This window comes from Streptomyces kronopolitis (assembly GCF_014646275.1).
Taxonomy (GTDB): Bacteria; Actinomycetota; Actinomycetes; order Streptomycetales; family Streptomycetaceae; genus Streptomyces; species Streptomyces kronopolitis.
Map to the genome: position 1 here is coordinate 1 of NZ_BMND01000021.1, position 23,944 is coordinate 23,944.

Annotated in this window: 22 protein-coding genes, 1 rRNA gene and 1 riboswitch; of the genes, 17 read left to right on the plus strand and 6 right to left on the minus strand. The window is 70.9% G+C overall.

Going from position 1 to position 23,944, the window contains the following annotated elements:
- The 11 genes from rrf to IEY78_RS21655 all read left to right on the plus strand — a co-directional run.
- Positions 1-95: ribosomal RNA gene (gene rrf, locus IEY78_RS21605) — 5S ribosomal RNA — on the plus strand; the annotation flags it as partial.
- Between the two features lie 146 nt (positions 96-241).
- Entirely contained in the window at positions 242-850 is a 609-nt protein-coding gene (clsA, locus tag IEY78_RS21610) for a cardiolipin synthase ClsA (protein ID WP_189100759.1), read from the plus strand.
- Between the two features lie 121 nt (positions 851-971).
- Positions 972-3,467, plus strand: a complete 2,496-nt coding sequence (locus IEY78_RS21615) for a mannose-1-phosphate guanyltransferase (protein ID WP_189100761.1) — start codon at positions 972-974, stop codon at positions 3,465-3,467.
- An 84-nt stretch (positions 3,468-3,551) separates the two neighbouring features.
- Positions 3,552-4,475, plus strand: coding sequence for a DUF881 domain-containing protein (locus IEY78_RS21620; RefSeq protein ID WP_189100763.1), 924 nt, complete (start codon positions 3,552-3,554; stop codon positions 4,473-4,475).
- Positions 4,472-4,804: a small basic family protein gene (locus IEY78_RS21625; protein ID WP_042152041.1), complete on the plus strand. Its 333-nt coding sequence runs from the start codon at positions 4,472-4,474 to the stop codon at positions 4,802-4,804. Before IEY78_RS21620 ends, IEY78_RS21625 begins: the two co-directional genes overlap by 4 nt.
- 5 nt (positions 4,805-4,809) lie before the next feature.
- A complete protein-coding gene (locus IEY78_RS21630) occupies positions 4,810-5,814 on the plus strand; it encodes a DUF881 domain-containing protein (RefSeq protein WP_189100764.1) in 1,005 nt (334 codons plus the stop codon).
- A 118-nt stretch (positions 5,815-5,932) separates the two neighbouring features.
- Positions 5,933-6,769, plus strand: coding sequence for an FHA domain-containing protein (locus tag IEY78_RS21635; protein WP_189100766.1), 837 nt, complete (start codon positions 5,933-5,935; stop codon positions 6,767-6,769).
- A gap of 17 nt (positions 6,770-6,786) precedes the next feature.
- On the plus strand, positions 6,787-7,533 hold the full coding sequence (ftsR, locus tag IEY78_RS21640) for a transcriptional regulator FtsR (RefSeq protein WP_189100768.1): 747 nt from the start codon (positions 6,787-6,789) through the stop codon (positions 7,531-7,533).
- A 56-nt stretch (positions 7,534-7,589) separates the two neighbouring features.
- A complete protein-coding gene (locus IEY78_RS21645; protein ID WP_006606439.1) occupies positions 7,590-8,063 on the plus strand; it encodes a bifunctional nuclease family protein in 474 nt (157 codons plus the stop codon).
- A gap of 144 nt (positions 8,064-8,207) precedes the next feature.
- Positions 8,208-8,855, plus strand: a complete 648-nt coding sequence (locus IEY78_RS21650; protein ID WP_373294207.1) for a MerR family transcriptional regulator — start codon at positions 8,208-8,210, stop codon at positions 8,853-8,855.
- Positions 8,856-8,921: 66 nt separating this feature from the next.
- Positions 8,922-10,391, plus strand: a complete 1,470-nt coding sequence (locus IEY78_RS21655) for a DNA polymerase IV (protein WP_189100771.1) — start codon at positions 8,922-8,924, stop codon at positions 10,389-10,391.
- Here IEY78_RS21655 and IEY78_RS21660 read toward each other — a convergent pair.
- A complete protein-coding gene (locus tag IEY78_RS21660; protein ID WP_189100773.1) occupies positions 10,298-10,684 on the minus strand; it encodes a PRC-barrel domain-containing protein in 387 nt (128 codons plus the stop codon). The genes IEY78_RS21655 and IEY78_RS21660 overlap by 94 nt on opposite strands.
- Before the next feature lie 114 nt (positions 10,685-10,798).
- Positions 10,799-10,895: riboswitch (glycine riboswitch) on the plus strand.
- A gap of 189 nt (positions 10,896-11,084) precedes the next feature.
- Between IEY78_RS21660 and gcvP the strand changes: the two genes are divergently transcribed.
- Positions 11,085-13,970, plus strand: a complete 2,886-nt coding sequence (gcvP, locus tag IEY78_RS21665; protein ID WP_189100775.1) for an aminomethyl-transferring glycine dehydrogenase — start codon at positions 11,085-11,087, stop codon at positions 13,968-13,970.
- A 76-nt stretch (positions 13,971-14,046) separates the two neighbouring features.
- Here gcvP and IEY78_RS21670 read toward each other — a convergent pair whose 3' ends face one another.
- Positions 14,047-14,241 (minus strand): DUF5999 family protein, encoded by a 195-nt coding sequence (locus IEY78_RS21670; protein WP_281392292.1) that lies wholly within the window; start codon positions 14,239-14,241, stop codon positions 14,047-14,049.
- Positions 14,242-14,581: 340 nt separating this feature from the next.
- The gene (locus IEY78_RS21675; protein ID WP_189100779.1) at positions 14,582-15,169 is read right to left on the minus strand and encodes a hypothetical protein; all 588 of its coding nucleotides are present in this window, start codon (positions 15,167-15,169) and stop codon (positions 14,582-14,584) included.
- Between the two features lie 564 nt (positions 15,170-15,733).
- Between IEY78_RS21675 and IEY78_RS21680 the strand changes: the two genes are divergently transcribed.
- Both IEY78_RS21680 and IEY78_RS21685 read left to right on the plus strand, forming a co-directional pair.
- A complete protein-coding gene (locus IEY78_RS21680) occupies positions 15,734-17,287 on the plus strand; it encodes a glutamate-cysteine ligase family protein (protein ID WP_189100781.1) in 1,554 nt (517 codons plus the stop codon).
- Between the two features lie 402 nt (positions 17,288-17,689).
- Positions 17,690-18,499 carry a CPBP family intramembrane glutamic endopeptidase gene (locus IEY78_RS21685; protein WP_373294208.1) on the plus strand — a complete coding sequence of 270 codons (810 nt, stop codon included), beginning with the start codon at positions 17,690-17,692 and terminating at the stop codon, positions 18,497-18,499.
- Between the two features lie 68 nt (positions 18,500-18,567).
- Here IEY78_RS21685 and IEY78_RS21690 read toward each other — a convergent pair whose 3' ends face one another.
- Together IEY78_RS21690 and IEY78_RS21695 are read right to left on the minus strand one after the other, a co-directional pair.
- Positions 18,568-19,389: a PhzF family phenazine biosynthesis protein gene (locus tag IEY78_RS21690; protein WP_189100785.1), complete on the minus strand. Its 822-nt coding sequence runs from the start codon at positions 19,387-19,389 to the stop codon at positions 18,568-18,570.
- Between the two features lie 677 nt (positions 19,390-20,066).
- Positions 20,067-20,456: a VOC family protein gene (locus IEY78_RS21695; protein WP_189100787.1), complete on the minus strand. Its 390-nt coding sequence runs from the start codon at positions 20,454-20,456 to the stop codon at positions 20,067-20,069.
- Between the two features lie 166 nt (positions 20,457-20,622).
- Between IEY78_RS21695 and IEY78_RS21700 the strand changes: the two genes are divergently transcribed.
- Entirely contained in the window at positions 20,623-21,249 is a 627-nt protein-coding gene (locus IEY78_RS21700) for a PadR family transcriptional regulator (protein ID WP_189100789.1), read from the plus strand.
- A 65-nt stretch (positions 21,250-21,314) separates the two neighbouring features.
- Here IEY78_RS21700 and IEY78_RS21705 read toward each other — a convergent pair whose 3' ends face one another.
- Entirely contained in the window at positions 21,315-21,743 is a 429-nt protein-coding gene (locus IEY78_RS21705) for a type II toxin-antitoxin system Rv0910 family toxin (RefSeq protein WP_189100791.1), read from the minus strand.
- 293 nt (positions 21,744-22,036) lie between these two features.
- Between IEY78_RS21705 and IEY78_RS21710 the strand changes: the two genes are divergently transcribed.
- Together IEY78_RS21710 and IEY78_RS21715 are read left to right on the plus strand one after the other, a co-directional pair.
- Positions 22,037-22,567, plus strand: coding sequence for a Clp protease N-terminal domain-containing protein (locus tag IEY78_RS21710; RefSeq protein WP_189100793.1), 531 nt, complete (start codon positions 22,037-22,039; stop codon positions 22,565-22,567).
- Between the two features lie 166 nt (positions 22,568-22,733).
- Complete coding sequence (locus IEY78_RS21715) at positions 22,734-23,774, plus strand: EamA family transporter (protein WP_189100945.1); 1,041 nt, start codon at positions 22,734-22,736, stop codon at positions 23,772-23,774.
- Positions 23,775-23,944 lie beyond the last annotated feature (170 nt).

The window sequence follows — 23,944 nt, forward strand, 5'->3', positions numbered from 1 at the left end:
AAACGCCCGGTTACATTTCGAACCCGGAAGCTAAGCCTTTCAGCGCCGATGGTACTGCAGGGGGGACCCTGTGGGAGAGTAGGACGCCGCCGAACAAATTGTGAAAAGCCCCGTGGGAACTTCGGTTCCCGCGGGGCTTTTTTGTGCTTCCGCGACCATGGGGACCCGCGGTACGGCGTCGCCGGCCGGGCAGGTAAGGTCAAGGTGCATCGTTGGTACATTTCCCCACAGGAGGCCTCGCGTGGAGGTCCAGGAGACGCGGGTCCAGACGGATCGTGTCCTCACCATCCCGAATATTCTGAGCATGGCGCGCCTCCTCGGCGTGCCCGTGTTCCTGTGGTTGGTCCTGTGGCCGGAATTCGGGGGCCCGAAGGCCGACGGCTGGGCGCTGCTGGTCCTGGCGCTGAGCGGCGTCAGCGACTATCTGGACGGCCACCTCGCCCGGCGCTGGAACCAGATCAGCAGCCTGGGGCGGATCCTCGACCCGGCCGCCGACCGCCTCTACATCCTCTCCACCCTCGTCGGTCTGACCTGGCGCGAGATCCTGCCGGTCTGGCTCACCGCCGCCCTGCTGGCGCGGGAACTGATGCTGCTGATCGCGGTCGGATTCCTCGGACGCCACGGCTTCGGGCCTCCCCAGGTGAACTTCCTGGGCAAAGCGGCTACGTTCAACTTGATGTACGCCTTCCCGTTGCTCCTGCTGAGCGACGGAAGCGGCTGGCTTCACACCCTCGCTGCTGTTTTCGGATGGGCGTTCGCAGGATGGGGTACAGCGCTCTACTGGTGGGCAGGGATCCTCTACGTGGTCCAGGTCCGCCGCCTCATCCGGGCGGACGCCACCGCCGACTGAGCTCTCCGAAACGGCAGCTTGTGCCAAGGGCCGGCGCCCGTACGTGAAAGCACGAGCGGTGGGCGCTCTGGACAAGTGAGGTCGGCAAGACCGTCGTCTCTTAGAGGAGGACGCTTCCGACATGAAGGCCGTTGTGATGGCCGGCGGCGAAGGAACACGCCTTCGCCCCATGACGTCCAGCATGCCCAAGCCGCTGCTTCCGGTCGCGAACAGGCCGATCATGGAGCATGTACTCCGGCTGCTGAAACGGCATGGTCTCAATGAGACCGTCGTGACCGTGCAATTCCTTGCCTCGCTCGTCAAGAATTACTTCGGCGACGGAGAAGAGCTCGGAATGGAGCTCACCTACGCCAATGAGGAGAAGCCGCTCGGCACCGCGGGAAGCGTGAAGAACGCCGAGGAAGCGCTCAAGGACGATGCCTTCCTCGTCATCTCCGGTGACGCCCTCACGGACTTCGATCTCACCGATCTGATCCGGTTCCACAAGGAAAAGGGCGCCCTCGTCACCGTCTGCCTGACCCGGGTCCCCAATCCGCTCGAATTCGGCATCACCATCGTCGACGAGGCCGGCAAGGTCGAACGCTTCCTGGAGAAGCCCACCTGGGGCCAGGTCTTCTCGGACACCGTCAACACCGGTATCTACGTCATGGAGCCGGAGGTCTTCGACTACTTCGAGCCCGATGTCTCGGTCGACTGGTCCGGCGATGTCTTTCCGCAGCTCATGAAGGAAGGCAAGCCGATCTACGGCTATGTCGCCGAGGGCTACTGGGAGGACGTCGGCACCCACGAAAGCTATGTGAAGGCCCAGGCCGATGTGCTCGAAGGCAAGGTCGATGTCGAAATCGACGGCTTCGAGATCTCGCCGGGCGTATGGGTCGCCGAGGGCGCCGAGGTGCATCCCGACGCGGTGCTGCGCGGTCCGCTGTACATCGGCGACTACGCCAAGATCGAGGCGGATGTGGAGCTGCGCGAACACACCGTCATCGGCTCCAACGTGGTGGTGAAAAGCGGCGCGTTCCTGCACCGGGCCGTCGTGCACGACAACGTCTACATCGGCCAGCAGAGCAATCTGCGTGGCTGTGTGATCGGGAAGAACACCGACATCATGCGGGCCGCCCGGATCGAGGACGGCGCCGTCATCGGCGACGAGTGCCTGATCGGCGAAGAATCGATCGTGCAGGGCAATGTGCGGGTCTACCCGTTCAAGACCATCGAGGCCGGTGCGTTCGTCAACACCTCGGTGATCTGGGAGTCCCGCGGCCAGGCGCATCTGTTCGGCGCCCGGGGCGTGTCCGGGATCCTCAATGTCGAGATCACGCCGGAGCTGGCCGTACGGCTCGCGGGCGCGTACGCGACCACGCTCAAGAAGGGATCCACGGTCACCACCGCGCGTGACCACTCCCGGGGCGCCCGGGCACTCAAGCGTGCCGTGATCTCCGCGCTGCAGGCCAGCGCCATCGACGTACGCGACCTGGAGAACGTCCCGCTGCCGGTCGCCCGTCAGCAGACCGCCCGCGGCAGTGCGGGAGGCATCATGGTCCGTACGACGCCCGGCGTGCCCGACTCCGTCGACATCATGTTCTTCGACGAGCGGGGCGCGGACCTCTCGCAGGCCGGACAGCGCAAGCTCGACCGCGTCTTCGCCCGCCAGGAGTACCGCCGTGCCTTCCCAGGCGAGATCGGTGATCTGATCTTCCCCGCCAGCGTCTTCGACTCCTATACGGGGTCGCTGCTGCGGGCCGTGGACACCACGGGCGTCGGCGACTCCGGACTGAAGGTCGTCGTGGACGCCTCGAACGGCAGCGCCGGACTGGTCCTGCCCAGCCTGCTGGGACGGCTCGGCGTCGACGCGCTGACGATCAATCCGGGGCTCGACGAATCCCGGCCGACCGAGACCGCCGATGCCCGGCGGGCCGGACTCGTCCGCCTCGGCGAGATCGTCGCCTCGGCGCGGGCGGACTTCGGGGTGCGCTTCGACCCCGTGGGCGAGCGGCTGTCCCTGGTGGACGAGCGCGGCCGGATCATCGAGGACGACCGGGCACTGCTGGTCATGCTGGATCTGGTCGCGGCGGAGCGGCGCACCGGGCGGGTGGCGCTGCCGGTGACCACGACCCGGATCGCCGAGCAGGTGGCGGCGTACCACGGCACGCAGGTGGAGTGGACGACGACCTCGCCCGACGATCTGACCCGGGTGGGGCGAGCCGACGGCACCGTCTTCGGCGGGGACGGCATGGGCGGTTTCCTCATCCCCGAGTTCAGCAGCGTCTTCGACGGCGCGGCCGCGTTCGTCCGGCTGATCGGCCTGGTGGCCCGTACGCAGCTCACGCTGAGCCAGATCGACGCGCGGATCCCGCGGGCGCACGTCCAGCGCCGTGACCTCGCCACCCCGTGGGCGGTCAAGGGACTGGTCATGCGGCACGTCGTCGAGGCGGCCGGCGACCGGGATGTCGACACCACCGACGGTGTCCGTGTGGTGGAGAGCGACGGCCGCTGGGTGCTGGTACTGCCCGACCCCGCCGAGGCGGTCACCCACCTGTGGGCGGAGGGGCCCGACGACGCCTCCGCACACCAGCTGCTGGACGAATGGTCCGCAGTGGTGGACAGCGCCGGACGCTGACCCGGACCCCACCGGCGTGCCGTGAACGGGCACGTCGGTGGGGCCATTGGGAGACTGTCGGTCCGACGTGCGACGATGTGCGGCATGTCGCAGCAGCGCCCCGATCGGAGCAGCCCGAAAGCGTCCGCCGCGCGCCCCGATGCGTCCATGTCGCTGCTGACCAACGTGATGGATCACAGCCTCGACGAGGGATACGCCGAGGCGGCCGCGCGGAAGTCCGAGACGGGGGTGCGGGGTCTGCCGCGCACCCTGCGGGCGAAGCTGGGGCTCGCCGCCGGTCTGGTGCTCGCCGCGGTCGTGGTGACGGTCGGGGCGGCGCAGGCGCAGATATCGGCACCGACGCTCGCCAAGGAGCGCGAGGAGCTCATCCACCGCATCCAGAAGGGCACCGGCGAGGCGGACAAGCAGCAGCACCGGGTTGACGCGCTGCGCGACGACGTCAGCCGGATGCAGCGCGAGGCGCTGAAGCAGCACGGCGGGGGCAAGGCCGAGCTGCTGGCGCTGCTGTCCGGTTCGACGCAGGTCACCGGGCCGGGGGTGAAGCTCGTCGTGGACGATGCCAAGGGAGCGGAGTCCAGCGGCGGCGGACCGCGTGAGAGCAGTGGTTTCTCGGATACCGGGCGGGTACGCGACAGGGATATGCAACGCGTCGTCAACGGCCTGTGGGCGTCCGGTGCGGAGGCCATCTCCGTCAACGGGCAGCGGCTTACGTCACTCTCGGCGATCAGAGCCGCGGGAGACGCCATACTGGTCGACAACAAGCCGCTGGTGCCGCCCTACACGGTGCTGGCGGTGGGGGACGGGCAGCGGCTGAGCACCGCGTTCCAGGACAGCGCCGACGGTCAGTACCTGCACGTCCTGCAGGAGAACTACGGCGTGCGCACCAGGATTTCCACGGAGAGCGAGCTCACCCTGCCGCCCGCGCCCAGCTTGATCGTTCGTACCGCAAAGCCGCAGGCCGGTGCCGCCAAGGCGGACGGCGCCGACACAGGGAAGGGCACATCGTGATCGCCGTACTGGGCCTCATCGTGGGAGTCGTGGTCGGACTTGTCGTCCGCCCCGTGGTGCCGACGGTGGTCGAGCCCTACTTGCCGATCGCCGTCGTCGCGGCGCTGGATGCCGTGTTCGGCGGTCTGCGCGCGATGCTGGACGGCATCTTCGACGACAAGGTCTTCGTCGTCTCCTTCCTGTCGAACGTGGTCGTCGCCGCGCTCATCGTCTTCCTCGGCGACAAGTTGGGCGTCGGCTCCCAACTCTCCACGGGTGTCGTCGTGGTGCTGGGTATCCGGATCTTCTCCAACGCCGCGGCCATCCGCCGGCACGTTTTCAGGGCGTGAGACGGATGGCCGCGGACGAGAACCCCCACGAGAACCCCCAGCCGGAGAAGCGGCCGGAGCAGCCGGAGAAGCCCGTGCGGCCGGAGCGTTCGGAGGCGGCACAGGACCGGGAGCACGGCCCGGCCGGCCGGTTGCCGATGCCGCCCGAGAGTTCCGGCGCCGCCGAGCGGGCGGAGGCCGACGAGACGCCTGAAGCTCAAGAACCGGACAGTGCTGGACAGAAGACGGACAAAGGGGCAGACTCCTCGACTCCGGACACGGTTGCGGAGGACGGGAGTGCGGAACGCCCGGCATCCGGCCGGGAACGGCTGGTCGCGAGTCTGTGGCCGCCCCGCCTGACCCGGGCTCAACTGATCGTTGCGCTGCTGCTGTTCATTCTCGGCCTCGGCCTGGCGATTCAGGTACGTTCCACGAGTGACAGCAGTGCGCTGAGAGGTGCGCGCCAGGAGGACTTGGTGCGCATTCTGGACGAGCTGGACAACCGCTCCCAGCGGTTGACCGACGAACAGCGGCGACTGGAAGGGCAGAAGACCGAGCTGGCGAACAGCTCGGACCAGGCCGAGGAGGCCCGTAAGCAGACCGTGGAGAAGGAACAGCAGCTGGGCGTGCTGGCCGGGACCGTCGCGGCGCAAGGGCCCGGCATCACCCTGACCATCGACGACCCGGCGCATTCCGTCGAGGCGGACAAGCTGCTGGACACCATCCAGGAGCTGCGGGCGGCCGGCGCCGAGGCCATCCAGGTCAATGATGTCCGGGTCGTCGCGAACACCTCGCTGTCGGACGTCCGTGGCGGGGTGGGGATCGACGGCAAGCGGGTCACTCAGCCGTACCGCTTCAAGGTGATCGGTAAGCCGGAGGATCTGGAACCGGCGCTGAACATCCCCGGCGGAGTGGTCCAGACTCTGGAAAAGGAGCAGGCCAAGGTGTCTGTGACCCGTGAAAAGAAGATCATTGTGAACGCCTTGCGAGAGGCGAAGCGGCCTGACTACGCTCGGTCGTCATCGCAGTGAGGCGTGCAGGTATGTCGAGTGCCCGGCGAGGGCATGAGGTAGCGGGGGGTCGACGCACCGTGCGTGTGGTGTGTGGTGGAAACTGTCTGAAGGCCACGGACGTTCACAGGATGTCCGGATGGGCCGGTGTGTGCATCGAGGGTTCGTCCTGCCCCACGGGCGGGTCTGTTTCGTTCAAGGGGAATCGCCCGTGAAGTTGTTTGGAAAGCTGTTCGGCAAGAGCGCACGCCAGGAGGGCGGCAGCGGCTCCGCGCGGCACCGTGCGTCGGGCCGGCCCGACGAGAGCGGCGCGGCCGAGGACCGTCCGCTCTTCCGTGACGAGGTCAGCGGGCCCCCCGCGGGTTCTGTTGACCCCTCCGTGCCCGGCCGCATAGGTTCCCAGGAACCATCGGCCGCACGCACGGGTGGAGGGTCAGCCTTGCCGGTTTGTACGAGGTGTGGCAGCCGGAACGCCGAGGCGAGCCGGTTCTGCTCGAACTGCGGTGCGCCGCTGCGACCGGGCGTCCAGCCCGAGCGCGCGTCCGAGACGACCTCGACCATCTCCATTTCGGGGCTCGAGGCCTACGACTCCGAGGCGACGGGTCAGAATCTGTCGCCCTCGCTGTCCCCCGAGGCCCAGGCGGCCGTCGACGCCCTTCCGCTGGGGTCGGCGCTGCTGGTCGTCCGCCGGGGTCCGAATTCGGGCAGCCGCTTCCTGCTGGACGGCGAGCTGACGACGGCGGGCCGGCATCCGCAGGGCGACATCTTCCTCGACGACGTGACGGTCTCGCGCCGCCACGTGGAGTTCCGCCGGGGCCCGGACGGTCTCTTCACGGTCGCCGACGTCGGCAGCCTGAACGGCACCTATGTCAACCGTGAGCGGATCGATTCGGTCGTTCTCGCCAACGGCGACGAGGTCCAGATCGGCAAGTTCCGCCTGGTCTTCTACGCGAGCCAGCGAGGCGCCGGTATCTGACCGGCCGGGGAAGGCATATGCGCCATACACCGAAAGGCGGCGCCGGCTCGTCCGGCGCCGCCTCCTCGGACGGCAAGCCGGTGAGCATCGGCACGGTGCTCACCCGGCTGCGCGAGGAGTTTCCCGAGGTCACCATCTCCAAGATTCGCTTCCTGGAGGCCGAGGGGCTGGTCGAGCCGACGCGCACGCCTTCCGGATACCGCAAATTCAAGCCCGCGGACGTGGAGCGGCTCGCGAACGTCCTGCGGATGCAGCGGGACCACTATCTGCCGCTGAAGGTCATCCGCGAGCATCTGGACGCCCTGGAGCGCGGTGAGCAGGTGCCGCTGCCCGCTCCGGCCACTCCCACCCGGGACCTGGTCGAGGGCGTGTCCGAGCCGGGTGCGGAGCGCCCCACGGCTGTCCGGATCGGCCGGGCCGAGCTGCTGGCCGCCGCGGAGGTGGACGAGGCGACGCTCGCCGACTGGGAGTCGTACGGACTCATCGTCTCCCACGCGGAGGGCGGATACGACATCGAGGCCGTCACGGTGGCCAAACTCGTCGCCGACCTGGGCCGCTTCGGTCTGGAACCACGGCATCTGCGGGCCGTGAAGGCGGGCGCCGAGCGCGAGGCGGGCCTGGTCGAACAGGTCGTGGCACCCCTTCGGCGGCACCGGAACCCACAGACCAGGGCCCACGCCGAGGCGACCGCCAGGGAGCTGGCAACACTGTCCGTACGGCTGCACGCGGCCCTTCTGCAGACCGCTCTGCGGGTCCGGCTGTAGCCGGCAAACATCTGCCCGACTACCCAAACCTGCCGGGCACGTCCTAGGGTTGCTGTGTGAACGAGCTCGACGTCGTGGGTGTCCGGGTGGAAATGCCTTCCAGCCAACCGATCGTGCTCCTGCGGGAGGTGGGAGGCGATCGTTACTTGCCCATTTGGATCGGGCCAGGGGAGGCCACCGCCATCGCCTTCGCCCAGCAGGGCATGGTCCCTGCCAGGCCGCTGACGCACGACCTTTTCAAGGACGTGCTCGAAGCGGTGGGCCAAGAACTGACGCAGGTCCGCATCACGGATCTGCGCGAGGGGGTTTTCTATGCCGAACTCGTCTTCGCCAGCGGAGTCGAGGTCAGCGCGCGTCCGTCCGACGCCATAGCGCTGGCGCTGCGCACCGGCACGCCGATCTTCGGCACCGACGGTGTGCTGGACGACGCGGGGATCGCCATCCCGGACGAGCAGGAGGACGAGGTGGAGAAGTTCCGCGAGTTCCTCGACCAGATCTCGCCCGAGGACTTCGGCACCAACAGCCAGTGATTCGGCCGGTCGAACCATCTGTTTCCAGCCAAACAATTAGCCGTTCCCCATCTCGGGTCACGAGAAACCACTCGTAGGGTGATTATCACTCGGCGTGGCGAGCGCGGCGATCGTTGACGCACCCCGAGTGACTGCATACCGTCGATGTGGCAGGTCCCGTCCGGGACGTGGAGGACGGAGGGCGGCGTGGCAATCACCGGCGACGGTATGGCGGCGGAAGGGGCGTTGCCGCTCCACTCGGGCGCGGCAGCACACCATGCCCCGGCAGCGGCCGCGGCGGTGTCGGGGGACTGCGAGGCGCAGAGCGTCGGCTATCGCGGCCCGACCGCCTGTGCGGCAGCGGGCATCACCTATCGGCAGCTCGACTACTGGGCGCGTACCGGCCTGGTGGAGCCGAGCATCCGGCCCGCGTACGGCTCCGGCACCCAGCGGCTCTACAGCTTCCGGGACGTCGTGGTCCTCAAGATCGTCAAGCGGCTGCTGGACACCGGGGTGTCGCTGCAGAACATCCGCACCGCCGTGCAGCACCTGCGGGCGCGGGGGCTGGCGGACCTGACGCGGATGACGCTGATGAGCGACGGCGCGACCGTCTACGAGTGCACCTCACCGGACCAGGTCGTGGATCTGCTCCAGGGCGGCCAGGGCGTCTTCGGGATCGCCGTGGGCGTGGTGTGGCGGGACGTGGAGGGTGTGCTGTCACAGCTCCACGGAGAGCGTGTGGACACCGGCGAGACGCTGATCGGGAAGAACCCGCACGACGAGCTGGCGCGCCGGCGGAACCGCGCGGTCTGAGTCCCCGGCCGTGTACGCGGCCCGGCATCGGGCCGATTGTCAGTGGCATGGGGCAGCATCGGAGATGTGAGACCTGCGCCGACGATCCTGCATCTGGACATGGATGCGTTCTTCGCGGCCGCCGAACAGGCGGCCAAGCCGAGTCTGCGGGGCAAGCCCGTGGTCGTCGGCGGGATCGGGGTGCGCGGAGTGGTCTCCACGGCCTCGTACGAGGCCAGAGTGTTCGGCGTCCGCTCGGCGATGCCCACGGCCCAGGCGCGCCGGCTGTGCCCCAACGCCGCGTATCTGGCTCCCCGCTTCTCGCTGTACCGCCAGGTGAGTGAGGCGGTGATGGAGCTGCTGCACGCCCTGTCACCGCTGGTGGAGCCGCTCAGCCTGGACGAGGCGTTCGTCGATCTGGAGGCCGGAGGGGTGCCGGCCCGGACCGCCGCCGTGCGGGCCGTGGGGGAGCGGCTGCGGCGCGATATCCGGTCCTCCACGGGGCTGACCGGTTCGGTGGGGCTGGCCGGCGCCAAGATGCTGGCGAAGATCGCGTCCGAGACGGCCAAGCCGGACGGCCTGGTGGTGATCGAGCCCGGCACGGAACGGGAGCTGCTGGATCCGATGCCGGTGCGCACGCTGCCCGGGGTGGGCCCCGCGACGGCCGAGACGCTGCGCCGGGCCGGGATCCACACGGTCGCGGAGACCGCGGAGGCCGGCGAGGCCGAGCTGGTGCGGCTGCTGGGCAGGGCACACGGCGCCGGGCTGTACGCCATGGCGCTGGGCCAAGACGACCGCCCGGTGGTGGCCGAGCGGGATGCGAAGTCGATCTCGGTCGAGGACACCTTCGAAGTCGATCTGACCGACCGGACGCGGGTGCGCGGTGAGGTGCTGCGGCTGGCCGACCGCTGTGTCCAGCGGCTGCGCGCGGCCGGGCGCTCCGGGCGCACGGTGGTGATCAAGGTGCGGAACTACGACTTCTCGACGCTGACCCGCTCCGAGACGCTCCGCGGGCCCACCGACGACCCGGCGGTGATACGGGAGGCCGCCGTCAGGCTGCTGGAGACGGTGGACACCACGGGCGGGGTGCGGCTGCTGGGCGTGGGGGTCAGCGGGCTGGCCGACTTCACCCAGGAGGATCTGTTCGCCCAGCTGGCGACGGAACGGGAGGCGCGAGAGGCGGAGGAGGCCGCAGGGGCCGTGGGGGCGGCGGAGCCGGCCGACGGCGGCGGGCGGGCGCAGGAAGCCCAGGAGGAGGCGCCGCGGCGCTGGCACCCGGGCCTGGACGTGGTGCACGAGGAGTACGGCGCCGGCTGGGTGCAGGGGAGCGGGGTGGGGAGGGTGACCATCCGCTTCGAGACGCCGTGGTCCGCACCGGGAAGGGTGCGGACCTTCGCTGTCGAGGACCCGGCGCTGCGGCCGGGGGAGCCCCTGCCGCTGGTGGGCGGGGGGCCGGCGGTGGCTCAGTCGTCCGAGCCGGCGATCTTGCCGAAGTCGGTGTCGCCGGATCCGGGTGAGGACACCGGATCGGTCGGGGAGGAGATATCCAGCCGGTAGTGGTGGTAGAGCTGGAGTTCCTGCTCAGGGGAGAGGTGGCGGCCCACGCCGAAGTCCGGCGCGTCCTTGATCAGCTTGCGGTCGTAGGGGATGTGCAGGCCCTCACCGACCATTTTGCTGGGCTCGAGGGGGACGAACGCGTCCCGGCTGAACAGTCCGGTGCGCACGGCAGCCCACTCCGGTTCCCCCGTCGCGTCGTCGAGGTAGACCTCGTCGATCGTGCCTATTTTCGCGCCGTTCCGGTCGAACGCTTTGCGGCCGATCAGGCTCCGGGGATCGATGTCGGTTTGCACGGCCCCTCCACTTGGTCGCAACTGCCCTGTGACACCTACCAAACGGCACATTTCATGCCCCGGCCACTCGAAGGATCCTTCGACTGCTGCGCTGGTAGGCTGGCGAATGGCCGTAGACCCCGTGCGGGAGAGTCCTTGTCGTTCGCGACCAGGGCGCCGAAGGAGCAAATCCTCCCCGGAATCTCTCAGGCACACGTACCGCATGGACGAGGTCACTCTGGAAAGCAGGGCGGGCCTCGGAAGGCACAGCTCCCGGGACCCCTCCTCACCGACGGTGAAAGCCGGTCCGCCTCGCGCGGGCCGGTGAAGCTCTCAGGTTGAGATGACAGAGGGGGAGGCCGTCCGGGCACCCGCGCCGTGGTGCCCCTCGTAGGTCGCACCGACCAGGAGGCCCCCGCAGATGACCACCAATCGCATCTCCTTGACCGAGCTGGAAAGCGGCACCCCCTTCGCGCGCCGGCACATCGGGCCCGACCACGAGGCGCAGGCGAAGATGCTCGCGCACGTCGGATTCGGGTCGCTGGACGAGCTGACCGCCACCGCCGTACCCGACGTGATCAAGAGCACCGAGGCGCTCGGCCTGCCGCAGGCCCGTACTGAGGCCGAGGTCCTGGCGGAGCTGCGCGGCCTCGCGGACCGCAACCAGGTCCTGTCGTCCATGATCGGACTCGGCTACTACGGGACCTTCACCCCGCCGGTCATCCTGCGGAACGTGATGGAGAACCCGGCCTGGTACACGGCGTACACGCCCTACCAGCCGGAGATCTCGCAGGGCCGCCTGGAGGCGCTGCTGAACTTCCAGACGATGGTCGCCGAGCTGACCGGGCTGCCCACCTCCGGCGCCTCCCTGCTGGACGAGGGGACCGCCGCGGCCGAGGCCATGTCGCTGTCCCGGCGGGTCGGCAAGGTCAAGCAGGGCGTCTTCCTGATCGACGCCGACTGCCTGCCGCAGACCGTCGCCGTGATCCGGACCCGTGCGGAGCCGACCGGCGTGGAGGTCGTGGTCGCCGACCTGAGCGAGGGCATTCCCGCCGAGGTCGCCGAGCGCGGGGTCTTCGGCGTGCTGCTGCAGTACCCGGGTGCCTCCGGCGCGGTCCGCGATCCGCGCGGTGTCATCGAGCAGGCCCACGAGCTGGGCGCGATCGTCACCGTGGCCGCCGATCTGCTGGCCCTGACGCTGCTGACCTCGCCCGGTGAGCTCGGCGCGGACATCGCCGTCGGCACCACTCAGCGCTTCGGCGTCCCGATGGGCTTCGGCGGCCCGCACGCCGGCTTCATGGCCGTGCGCGACCAGTTCGCCCGCAGCCTGCCCGGCCGCCTGGTGGGCGTCTCCGTCGACGCCGACGGCAACAAGGCCTACCGCCTCGCGCTGCAGACCCGTGAGCAGCACATCCGCCGCGAGAAGGCCACCAGCAACATCTGCACCGCGCAGGTGCTGCTCGCCGTCATGGCCGGGATGTACGCGGTCTACCACGGCCCCGAGGGCTTGCGGACCATCGCCCGCCGCACCCACCGCTACGCGACGATCCTCGCCGAGGGCCTGCGGGCCGGCGGGGTGGAGACCGTGCACGGCGCGTACTTCGACACGCTGACCGCGCGGGTGCCGGGCCGGGCCGCCGAGGTCGTCGCCGCCGCCCGTACGGCCGGGATCAACCTCCGGCAGGTCGACGCCGACCTGGTCGGGATCGCCTGCGACGAGACCACCGGACGCGCCGAGCTGGCCGGCGTCTGGGACGCCTTCGGTGTGCGGGCCGACATCGAGGAGCTGGACGCGGCCGTCGCCGAGGCGCTGCCGCAGTCGCTGCTGCGCGGCGACGACTACCTGAGCCACCCGGTGTTCCACCAGTACCGCTCCGAGACCGCGATGCTGCGCTACCTGCGCACCCTCGCCGACAAGGACTACGCGCTGGACCGCGGCATGATCCCGCTCGGCTCCTGCACGATGAAGCTGAACGCCACCACGGAGATGGAGCCGGTCACCTGGCCCGCCTTCGGCCAGCTCCACCCGTTCGCGCCCGCCGGCCAGGCCGAGGGCTACCTCACGCTCATCCAGGAGCTGGAGGAGCGGCTGGCCGTCGTCACCGGCTACGACAAGGTCTCCCTCCAGCCGAACGCCGGCTCGCAGGGCGAGCTGGCCGGTCTGCTGGCCGTGCGCGCCTACCACCGCGCCAACGGCGACGAGCAGCGCACGGTGTGCCTGATCCCGTCCTCGGCGCACGGCACCAACGCCGCCAGCGCCGTGATGGCCGGGATGAAGGTCGTCGTCGTCAAGACCGGCGAGGACGGCGAGGTCGACGCCGACGATCTGCACGCCAAGATCGAGAAGCACCGCGACGAGCTCGCGGTGCTGATGGTGACCTACCCCTCCACGCACGGCGTCTTCGAGGAGCACATCACCCAGATCTGCGCGGCGGTGCACGACGCCGGCGGTCAGGTCTACGTGGACGGCGCGAACCTCAACGCGCTGGTCGGGCTCGCCGAGCCGGGCCGGTTCGGCGGCGATGTCTCGCACCTCAACCTGCACAAGACCTTCTGCATCCCGCACGGCGGCGGCGGCCCCGGTGTCGGCCCGGTCGGCGTCCGCGCCCACCTGGCGCCCTACCTGCCCAACCACCCGCTGCAGCCCTCCGCGGGCCCCGAGACGGGCGTCGGCCCGATCTCCGCGGCTCCCTGGGGCTCGGCCGGCATCCTGCCGATCTCCTGGGCGTACGTCCGCCTCATGGGCGGCGAGGGCCTCAAGCGCGCCACCCAGGTCGCGGTCCTGAGCGCCAACTACATCGCCAAGCGGCTGGAGGCGCACTACCCGGTGCTCTACACCGGCCCCGGCGGCCTGGTCGCCCACGAGTGCATCATCGACGTCCGGCCGCTGACCAAGGCGACCGGCGTGAGCATCGACGACGTCGCCAAGCGGCTGATCGACTACGGCTTCCACGCGCCGACGATGTCCTTCCCCGTGGCCGGCACGCTAATGATCGAGCCGACCGAGAGCGAGGACCTCGACGAGCTGGACCGCTTCTGCGACGCCATGATCGCCATCCGGGCGGAGATCGAGAAGGTCGGCTCGGGGGAGTGGGCCAAGGACGACAACCCGCTGCGCAACGCCCCGCACACGGCGGCCACGCTCAGCGGCGACTGGACGCACCCCTACACCCGTGAGGAGGCCGTCTTCCCGGCCGGCGTCGACGCGTCCGAGAAGTACTGGCCGCCGGTGCGCCGCATCGACGGCGCCTACGGCGACCGCAACCTCGTCTGCTCCTGCCCGCCGCTGGACGAGTACGACGGCTGATCCCCGCAGGCAGCATCAAGGGCCCTCGGCAGGTGTGCCGGGGGCCCTGGTGTGTCGCGAGCGGGACGGTCGCCGGTCAGGCGGCGGCGGTGGCCCGGGCGCGGTGCGGGGCGATGACCTGCCCGTCCGGTAGCAGTTCACCGGTGTCCTCGAAGAGCAGGACGCCATTGCAGAGCAGGCTCCAGCCCTGCTCCGGGTGGTGCGCCACGAGGTGGGCGGCCTCCCGGTCGGTGGAATCCGCTGACGGGCAGGGCGGTTGGTGCTGACACATGGAAGTTGTCTTTCGCTGCGGAGTGGTGAACGTCGTCGTGCGGCGCGATGAGGTGTTCATGGCCGCTCCCCCGTTTCCTTCGGTCGGTCCCAGTGTTGCCCCACGGACGGGATTCCGCAGGGATTTCGCGGCAGCGGTACTCACTCGGTACTGACGCGTCACCCGTGCGGGCGGTTGCTCTCAATTGCACGCCTCGCCAAGCGGGTTGGCCGTGGCATCCGCGGGCTAGTCCGCGTGGGTGAGCGCGACAGCGTGCCCCGTGGCCGGAAGGGGCCACGGGGCATGGACCGGCGGGACGGCGGGCGCCGGTGTCCGGGTGGAGCGGGGGCGCTGCGGCGGGTCAGGCGGGTTCGCGCAGGAGCGGGGCGGGGGCCAGCCGCAGGGTCAGCCGGGGGAGCAGATCGGCGAGGCGCTGCGGGCGGTGCGCGGCGATCCCCGGCGGCGCGGGCGCGAGCGGTACCAGCAGGTCACCGGCCGCGGGCAGGCCCTCGGCGCCGTCGGAGGCGGTGTCGTGGTGCAGCCACAGCGTGAGCATGTACAGCTCGGGGACGGACAGCAGGCGTGGCTGGAGGGGCGCGGTGAGCGCCTCGGCCTGGGCGAGGGCCTGCTCGGTGGCGGCGACGTAGGGACCGCCGCAGAAGCGCGCGAAGGTCCAGCCGTCCGGGGTGAGCCGCGCCTCGGCGGTCGCCACGGCACGCTCTCCGCCGCGAACCAGGAACCGCCAGCCCGCCAGTCGGGTGTGCGGGGTGCCGCCGGGCCGGCTGATGTCGTCCCAGACGTGCACCGGGAGCGGGTGATCGGGGCTGAGCGGCCCCTGATGGGTGCGGAGCGCGGAGACCGGGGCCTCGCGGACCGCGGTGGGGGAGCCGAGGGCGCCGAGGACACTGCGCAGGGCGGGCGCAGGGGCAGGGGCAAGGAGCAGCGGCATGGTGGGTCGCCTCTCACTTCGAGACACGGTGGAGCGCGGCGGGTGCAAACGGCGCTGTCTGCGGGCGGGGTCAGAGCATGGCCGGCGGGGGGTGCGGCGCGGCGGGTCGGCCGCTGTGCCCCCGTGCCGGTGGAAACACCGGGACACCGGGCGCCACGTCTCTGCCTCGTCAGCGGAGTTTATACGACGTATGTTCTGAAAGAGTTTCGTCTAGCGGCCTTGTGGATTTTCGGCAAGGTGAAATCCAGACCGCCGTGCGAGGTGTTTTCCGCCGCTTTGTGCGGTGGTTTTCGCGGGCCACCTCGTATTCCCTCGCCGACGCGGTAGGCCGGATCTCGTCGTCCTTTTCCACCGGAGAAATGCGGGCGGCGCGCGCCGGCCGGATATGCCTGACGGGCATGCCGGAGGCTGCATCACTTCGAGCCTATCGGTACCCGCCCGCGCCGGACGCGTTATCGATCAGATTGCCGGGGCATCATCGACCGTAGCGCGAGCCCCGGCGTGCCGGGGACGGCCCCAAGCAGCCCGTGGTCGCGGGCCGTTCATTCGAGGAGGGACCCTTCGATGGGGGAGAAGGTCGCCGCGGACGGGATCGACCTGGCGGACCGGGAGCGATATCGAAGAAAGCTCCACGAGTGCCTTGAGGGTTTGCAGAGACTCCTGGGGGAGAAGCGGTTCGACCGGCCCAGAAACCTCATGGGGCTGGAGATCGAACTCAATCTCGCGGGTGCCGACGGGCTGCCCCGCATGATGAACTCTCAAGTGCTTGAACGCATCGCCAGCCATGATTTCCAGACAGAACTCGCCCAGTGCAATCTCGAGGTCAACATCCTCCCGCACCGTTTGAGCGGCCGGGTGCTGGACCAGCTCGCCGAGGAACTCCGTACGGGCCTGGCCTACGCGGAGAGAAAGGCCCGCGAGGTCGCCGCCAGGATCGTGATGATCGGCATTCTGCCGACCCTGCACGCCAACGACCTCACGGCCGCCAGCCTCTCCGAGAACGACCGCTACGTCCTGCTCAACGACCAGATGCGGGCGGCCCGGGGGGAGGACTTCGCCCTCGACATCCGGGGCGTGGAACACCTGGTCTCCCGTTCGCCGTCGATCGCGCCGGAGGCCGCCTGCACGTCGGTCCAGCTGCATCTCCAGGTGACACCGGGCCGCTTCGCCGCCGTCTGGAACGCGGCCCAGTCCATCGCCGCGGTGCAGGTGGCGGTCGGTGCGAACTCGCCGTTCCTGTTCGGCCGTGAGCTGTGGCGGGAGTCGCGGCCGCCGGTGTTCCAGCAGGCCACCGACACCCGCTCGCCGGAGCTGGCGGCCCAGGGGGTGCGTCCGCGCACCTGGTTCGGTGAGCGCTGGATCGACTCCGCCTACGACCTGTACGAGGAGAACCTGCGCTACTTCCCGCCGCTGCTGCCGGTGTGCGGGGCGGAGGAGCCGCTGCGGGTCCTCGACGAAGGCGGGGTGCCCGACCTGTCCGAGCTGTCGCTGCACAACGGGACCGTCTACCGCTGGAACCGCCCCGTCTACGCGGTCTCCGACGGCGTCGCGCATCTGCGGGTCGAGAACCGCGTGCTGCCGGCCGGCCCCACCGTCGACGACGTCATCGCCAACACCGCCTTCTACTACGGGCTGGTGCGGACCCTGGCCGAGGAGCCGCGGCCCGTGTGGAGCCGGCTGCCGTTCGCCGCCGCGGCCCGCAACTTCGACGCGGCCTGCCGGCACGGCATCGACGCCACCCTGGACTGGCCCCGCCCCGGACGGGCGGGCGGCCTCACCGGCATCCCGGCCGTGCGGCTGGTGCGCACGGAGCTGCTGCCGCTGGCGGCCCGGGGGCTGGACGCCTGGGGAGTGGAGCCGGCCGACCGCGACCACTACCTCGGCATCATCGAGGAGCGCTGCCGGCGGCGGGTGAACGGGGCGTCCTGGCAGGCCGCGGCCTTCCACCACGCCCGGCGCCAGGGCCTGGACCGCGATGCCGCGCTTGCCGCGATGACCCGGCGCTACGGCGAGCTGATGCACTCGGGGACACCGGTGCACACCTGGCCGGTCGCCTGGTCGGTCGGCGGGCGGTCCGCCGTCCCGGGGCAGCGACAGGCGGCGACCGAGGGGGCGTAGCGGCGCGGGTACGTGGGGCAGGTCCGGAGCCCGAGTTCGTCGTCGGGCGGGCGCATGGGCAGTGTCCGGAGCGGTGCGTACGGCGTGGTGTCGTCGCGGGCGTGCGCCGCCTGCCGCTGTCTTGTCGAGGACGTCAGCGTGTCGGCGGGCCGGAGGGCGGGACCCCGTGATCGCCGGTGTGGGACCGTCGGGCAAGCTGTGTGGTCCCCTTGCGGTGGCGCCTGTCCTGCTCGGGCTCGACCGGCATACGGGGGGGCGAGGGGGAAGCACGCCCTGCGGATGGCGCTTCCCCGGCCTGTCGCGCGTGATCTTCGTACCCGCTGTCGAGACCCTGGCGGGGCGGTGGTGACGAAGCGGCGGTAATGCGGAAGTGGAGGAAGCGTGCAGTCGGATACAAGTCCCGTGGCCGATGCGGACGTTCCGGGCCGAGGTGCCGGTACGGGGGCGGACGGGGCGCTGCCCCGGAGCGTCCTGCGCAGCGAGACGCTGATCGTGCTGGCGCTCTCGCTGGGAGCCAGCGCGCTGTCGGCGCTCATCAGCTTCCTCGGGTCGGTGACCAAGCCCGGCGGCCTCAAGCACCAGGCCGCGACGCTCAACGCCTCTCATGCGCCTGGCCGGCCGTGGCTCGATCTGGCCTGGCAGCTGTTCGGGATCGCGACGGCGCTGGTGCCCGTGGTGCTGGTGGCGCATCTGTTGCTGCGGGAGCGGGCCGGCGGGCTGCGCGCGATCGGCTTCGACCGGCGGCGGCCCGGCTTCGACCTGAGTCGCGGGGTGGGGGTCGCGGCCGTCATCGGCGGCAGCGGGCTGCTGCTCTACCTGGGCGCACGGGCGGCCGGGGCCAATCTGACGGTGGTGCCCGAGGCGCTGCCCCAGGTGTGGTGGAAGATTCCGGTCCTGATCGCCTCCGCGGTGCAGAACGCCGTCCTGGAGGAGGTCGTGGTCGTCGGATATCTGCTGCGCAGACTGGGCCAGTTGGGCTGGGCGCCGATGGCGGCGCTCGCGGCCAGCGCGGTGCTGCGCGGTTCGTACCACCTCTACCAGGGCATCGGCGGATTCGTCGGCAACATGGTGATGGGCGTGCTGTTCGTCCTGCTCTACCGGCGGTGGGGGCGGGTCGGGCCGCTGGTCGCCGCGCACGCCCTGATCGACATCGTGGCGTTCGTGGGCTACGCGGTGCTCGCGGGCCGGGTGGGGTGGCTGCCGACGGGGTGAGACGGGTGTGACGCGGGGGCAACAAAGGTGCCCGCCGCGCCTCCCGGACGTCCGGCGGGCGCCCCGGCTCAGCCGGTGGCCAGCAGCTCGCCGTCGATGACCGTGACCGCCGAGCCGGTCAGCAGCGTCCGGTCGCCGCGCAGCTCGGTCCGTACGTGGCCACTACGGGCGGCGCCCTGGAGACCGACCAACGCTGCCCGGCCCAGGCGCGCCGACCAGAACGGCGCGAGCGCGGTGTGCGCGCTGCCGGTGACCGGGTCCTCGTCGATGCCGACCGCCGGGAAGAAGCAGCGCGAGACGAAGTCATGGCCGGCGGCCGGGTCCTCGGCGCGTGCTGTGGCGATCACGCCGCGGCCGCCGTGTCCGGCCAGCGCCCGGAGATCGGGCGCCAGGGCGCGGACGGTCTGCTCGTCGGCGAGTTCGACCAGGAGGTCCCCGACATCGGGGCCGGTGTCGTGCGCGGAGCGGATCTCGCAGCCCAGCGCCTCCGCGACGGCCGGCGGTACCTCGACGGGGGTGAGCGGAGCGGTCGGGAAGTCCATGGTGATCGCCCCGTCGGCGCTGGCCGTGGTGGTCAGCACCCCGCTGCGGGTGCGGAAGCGGACCGTGCCGGTGGCCGTACCGGTGGTGTGCAAGACGTGCGCGGTGGCCAGCGTGGCGTGTCCACACATGTTCACCTCGGCGGCGGGGGTGAGCCAGCGCAGCGCCCAGTCGGCGTCGCCTCCCGGGGGCAGCGGGTGGGCGAAGGCGGTCTCGGAGAGATTGACCTCGGCGGCGACCTGCTGAAGCCAGGCGGTGTCGGGGAACGCGTCGGAGTCGAGGAGCACGACTCCCGCGGGGTTGCCGGTGAACGGACGCGTGCTGAAGGCGTCGACGATACGAATCCTCATGCCCGCGAGCGTAGAGCTGCCGCAAAGCCGCAGGCCAAGGCCAATTCGGGAGAACTGGACGGGGCCGCGGGTCAGCGCCGCCGATCCGTCGGTCCCGCGCGGCCGCTCCCGGCCCGCGCGGCGGCTGCCGACTCCAGCAGGGACCAGCCGTCGATCGTCACCGTCCGGCCCACCCCCGGCTGCCCCCCCGCGGGCAGACGCCGCGTCGAGCAGGGCGCGCACGGCGCCGGGCTCGTGCAGGTTCAGCGAGGCGCCCCGGCTGTATCCCACGTCCCCGGAGCCCAGGGGAGCCCCGCCCGGGACGAACCGGCCCGGGCCCTGCGTGAAGACGATGCGCAGCGAGCCACCGGTGCCGGCCGGCTGCGGGTGCAGCCTGAGCGTCTCGCGGCAGGTCTGACTGCCGTCCGTCATGTGGTGGGTGTGCCTGAGAGTCCACAGATAGGCACGCCCGTCGGCGACGAGCCGACGGGGTCTCTTCGGATGGCGGGGCACGAAGCTGAGCTTACGTGGACTGCCCCTTCAAGCCCTTCCGAGGTGACCGGGCTTCGACGGGGTGCGCAGAGCGCCACGCTGGACGTGCTCACAGCGCTGCAGGCAGAAGGCGTATCGCCGGCGCCGATCACACTTCGATGACTGCGGGGGAGCCGGCGACCTCGGAACTCAGGCGGGCAGGTCGGTCAGATGAGGTAGTCCGCGCGCCCGTCGTCGTCGAGTTCGAAGGGGCCGTCGGGGATGATGCAGAACTCGTTGCCCTCGGGGTCGGCCATCACCAGGAACCCGCCGGCGGCGTACTCCTCCAGCCGGCGACCGCCCAGTGCCTCGACACGCCGCTGCTCGGCGGGCGGGTTCGGTGAGGTGATGTCGAAGTGCATACGGTTCTTGACCGACTTGGGCTCGCCGGTTCGCTGGAAGCCCAGGCCCAGGCCGTTCTCGCGCCGCAGCCATACATAGGGGCCCATGCGGCCCACTACTGGCCTGCCGAGCAGCTCGGACCAGAACGCGGCAAGCCGCTCAGGGTCGGTGGCATCGACGATGAGGGCATTGATCTGCACAGGTGAGTCCGCCATGCCCTGATCCTCGCAGGGCGCGGAGGGCCGTTCGGTGTCGTCGCCACCCCGATCACTTCGGCGAGGCGCCCCCCGACCTCCCTCAAAGACTTGCTTCGGCGAACAGTCCCGATATATCGTTGAGGCATCGCGACCGATCAAAGATAGTGAGAGGGAGGACGTCATCATGCGTTCCCAAGGACATGAACACGGACATGAGCGTCGGCATGAGTACTGCGGGCCCGGTCGGCACGGCGGCCACGGTGATGGCCCGGGGGGCTGGGAGCGGCGGCGCTCCGCCTTCGGCCCGTTCGGGCCGCCCTTCGGGGGCCCGCCCTTCGGCGGCGGCCGGGGGCGTGGCGGACCGCGCGGCCGGGCGCGGCGCGGCGATGTGCGCGCCTCGATCCTGGCGCTGCTCAAGGACCGTCCGATGCACGGCTACGAGATGATCCAGGAGATCGCCGAGCGCAGCGGCGGGGCGTGGAAGCCCAGCCCCGGTTCGGTCTATCCGACCCTGCAGCTCCTGGAGGACGAGGGGCTGATCGCCAGCGCCAGTGAGGGCGGCAAGAAGCTGTTCTCGCTCACCGACGCCGGGCGCACCGAGGCCGACAGCGGCTCGGACGCTCCCTGGGAGGAGGCCGGCCGCGGCGTCGACTGGGAGGCGATGAACGAGATCCGCAAGGCGGGCGGGGGCCTGGTCGAGGCGTTCCGGCAGGTGTGGGCCACCGGCAGTCCCGAACAGCGGGAGAAGGCCATGGCGGTGGTCAACAAGGCGCGCAAGGAGCTGTATCTGATCCTCGCCGAAGAGGACTGAGTGCGCGGTGAAAGGCCTGGTGGGCGGCCTTCGGGGGCGGGGGCGGACCTTCGGCCCCCGAAGGCTCAGGCCACCAGGGCGGCGAGCCCGCGCAGTGATTCGTGCAGCGCGGCGCCCGCCGAGTCCCTGAGCTTGCCGGCCATCAGGGAGACCGCGGCGCCGGTGAACGTCCCGGCGATCCGCACCTCCGTCGCCGAGCCGTCCGGGGTGAGTGTGTAGCGCATCATGAGGGTGACGCCCATCGGGCCCTTGCCCTCGATGCCGAGCAGCCGCCCCGGCTCCAGCTCCCGCACGGTCCAGGCGACTTCCGCGGGGAAGCCCATCAGCTTCATGTGCTCCTCGTAGCCCGCGCCCACCTCGAGCGGGAACGGGCCGCCCCGGGGGAAGGCGGTGTGGGTGGCGTTCCATTCGCCGTACGTGTCGAAGTCGGTGAGCCGGTCCCAGACCGTGCCGGCCGGTGCTTCGATGCGGGCCTGTGCGGTGACTTCGGCCATGCGAGCACCCCTTCGGTGACGGACCCTGGCTGCTGCCGCGGAAGGTAGCGGGGCGGGGGTGAAGGTTCAATACCGGCGGCGTGCGGATTCTGGCAACCCGTCAGGTGGGGTGGGTGGGCGCCGGGAGGAGGCAGGTCGGGGGTGTGCGCTGCCCGGCGTGTCCCACCTTTACCTTTCCGTCCGTCTCCTCCGTGAGGAGGAGGTCGGGTGCGGGCGTGCCCAACCAGCGTGGGATGCGGACATGCTTCCCGCCGGTGATGTTCCGGCGCCCGGCGGCTGGTGGCATGGGAGCTGTGCAAAACCGTACTGCGTACAGCGCCGGCGACGGCTCCACTCCGGAGGACCCCGGCGACCGACTCACCGTGGAGCTCGCGTCGGTCGTCTCCGCTGCCCGCAGGCGGGCCTCCCGCGACGGCGACCGGCAGGTCGACACCGCACATCTGCTGCACGGCCTCCTGGAGTCGGACCCCGCCGTGCGCGCGGCCTTCGACGGCGGACCGCAGGTCGCCCGGCTGCTCGGCTATCTCGTCCAGCGCAGCATCGGCTACGGCCTGCGATGGCTCGGCGCCATCGAGGACTCCGGTGCGGTCCCCACCGTCGCGGAGGGCGGTGTCCCCGGGTGGTCACCGGCAGCGGCCGCCGCCATGGACGGCGCCCTGGACCGGGCGCACGCGCGCTATGCGACCCGTGCGGGCTGTCTCGATCTGCTCGCCGCCCTGGTCGACGACCCCGAATCCCGGGCCGTCGAGGTGCTGCACCGGGCCGGTGTCGACACCGGCCGGCTGGCCGCCCGACTGGACGGGGAGACCCCCGGCCGGGAATGACAGGCGTCTCGGGGGTGGCGCTCCTGACCTGGGCTGTCATGATGACCCGATGCACGACTCCTCGGAGAGCCCGGCAGGTCCCTCGACCGGGCACGGCCAGACCGCTTCGGCGTCGCGGGGGACCCGGCAGCCGTCGTCCGCCTCCGGGGCGGGCGGCCGCGGCGGTATGGCCGGAAAGCGCGGTGCCGGTCTGGGCATCGCGCTGGTGTCCGCCCTCGCCTTCGGCGGTTCGGGCGTCGCCGCCAAACCCCTGATATCCGCCGGACTGGAACCCTTGCAGGTGACCTGGCTGCGGGTGGCCGGCGCGGCGCTGGTCATGCTGCCGCTCGCCTGGCGCCACCGCGAACTGCCGCGCCGCCGGCCCGCCCTGCTCGCGGGCTTCGGGCTGCTCGCCGTCGCCGGTGTGCAGGCCTGCTACTTCGCCGCGCTGTCCCGCATCCCCGTAGGGGTCGCCCTCCTCGTCGAGTATCTGGCCCCCGCGCTGGTGCTGGGCTGGGTGAGGTTCGTGCAGAAGCGGCCGGTGACCCGGGCCGCGGCGGTCGGTGTGGTGCTGGCCGTCGGCGGACTGGCGTGTGTGGTCGAGGTCTGGTCGGGGCTGAGCTTCGATGCCGTCGGCCTGGCCCTCGCGCTCGGCGCGGCCTGCTGCCAGGTCGGCTACTTCGTGCTCTCCGACCACGGCACCGACGGCGACGACGCGGCCGACCCGCTCGGCGTGACCGCCTACGGCCTGCTGATCGGCACCGTCGTCCTCACCGCGATCGCCCGCCCCTGGGGCATGGACTGGCAGCTGCTCGGTGGCGCTGCGGACATGAACGGCACGCAGGTGCCCGCCGCGCTGCTGCTCGCCTGGATCGTGCTGGTGGCGACGGTGGCCGCCTACCTCACTGGCGTGGTGTCGATCCGCCGGCTCTCGCCCCAGGTGGCCGGGGTCGTCGCCTGTCTGGAGGCGGTCATCGCGACCGTCCTGGCCTGGTTCCTGCTCGGCGAGCACCTTTCCGCACCGCAGCTGGCGGGCGGACTGGTGGTGCTGACCGGCGCCTTCATCGCGCAGTCGGCCAAGTCGCGGACGAGCGGGACGGTACGGGTGGCCGGGGCGGGGGAGGGCGCCGACGCTGCGGAGGATGCCGTACCTGCGGTGCTGCCGACCGCCGCGGCGCCCGGCAGCGGCTTCGGGGACGACTTGTCGACCGGATCCCGGGCGACGTAGAGTGCCGATCATGCATTCGACTGTGCTGCCCCCTCCCGCCGCGTAAGGCGGGCGGCGGCCTCCGAGGAAACCCCGGCCCGGGCAGGTACCCGAGCCGGTCGTCGCTGTCTGCACACGGGACCACGCGACCACTCCACGGCGCACCGCGCCGTCCTGGATTTCCCGGAGCA

Excerpts from the sequence above, each read along its gene's own strand:
- IEY78_RS21615 (WP_189100761.1), top strand. The coding sequence starts at position 972 with ATGAAGGCCGTTGTGATGGCCGGCGGCGAAGGAACACGCCTTCGCCCC.
- IEY78_RS21620 (WP_189100763.1), top strand. The coding sequence starts at position 3,552 with ATGTCGCAGCAGCGCCCCGATCGGAGCAGCCCGAAAGCGTCCGCCGCG.
- IEY78_RS21630 (WP_189100764.1), top strand. The coding sequence starts at position 4,810 with ATGGCCGCGGACGAGAACCCCCACGAGAACCCCCAGCCGGAGAAGCGG.
- IEY78_RS21635 (WP_189100766.1), top strand. The coding sequence starts at position 5,933 with ATGGGCCGGTGTGTGCATCGAGGGTTCGTCCTGCCCCACGGGCGGGTC.
- ftsR (WP_189100768.1), top strand. The coding sequence starts at position 6,787 with ATGCGCCATACACCGAAAGGCGGCGCCGGCTCGTCCGGCGCCGCCTCC.
- IEY78_RS21650 (WP_373294207.1), top strand. The coding sequence starts at position 8,208 with ATGTGGCAGGTCCCGTCCGGGACGTGGAGGACGGAGGGCGGCGTGGCA.
- gcvP (WP_189100775.1), top strand. The coding sequence starts at position 11,085 with ATGACCACCAATCGCATCTCCTTGACCGAGCTGGAAAGCGGCACCCCC.
- IEY78_RS21670 (WP_281392292.1), bottom strand. The coding sequence starts at position 14,241 with ATGTGTCAGCACCAACCGCCCTGCCCGTCAGCGGATTCCACCGACCGG.
- IEY78_RS21675 (WP_189100779.1), bottom strand. The coding sequence starts at position 15,169 with ATGCCGCTGCTCCTTGCCCCTGCCCCTGCGCCCGCCCTGCGCAGTGTC.
- IEY78_RS21680 (WP_189100781.1), top strand. The coding sequence starts at position 15,734 with ATGGGGGAGAAGGTCGCCGCGGACGGGATCGACCTGGCGGACCGGGAG.
- IEY78_RS21690 (WP_189100785.1), bottom strand. The coding sequence starts at position 19,389 with ATGAGGATTCGTATCGTCGACGCCTTCAGCACGCGTCCGTTCACCGGC.
- IEY78_RS21695 (WP_189100787.1), bottom strand. The coding sequence starts at position 20,456 with ATGGCGGACTCACCTGTGCAGATCAATGCCCTCATCGTCGATGCCACC.
- IEY78_RS21700 (WP_189100789.1), top strand. The coding sequence starts at position 20,623 with ATGCGTTCCCAAGGACATGAACACGGACATGAGCGTCGGCATGAGTAC.
- IEY78_RS21705 (WP_189100791.1), bottom strand. The coding sequence starts at position 21,743 with ATGGCCGAAGTCACCGCACAGGCCCGCATCGAAGCACCGGCCGGCACG.
- IEY78_RS21715 (WP_189100945.1), top strand. The coding sequence starts at position 22,734 with ATGGCCGGAAAGCGCGGTGCCGGTCTGGGCATCGCGCTGGTGTCCGCC.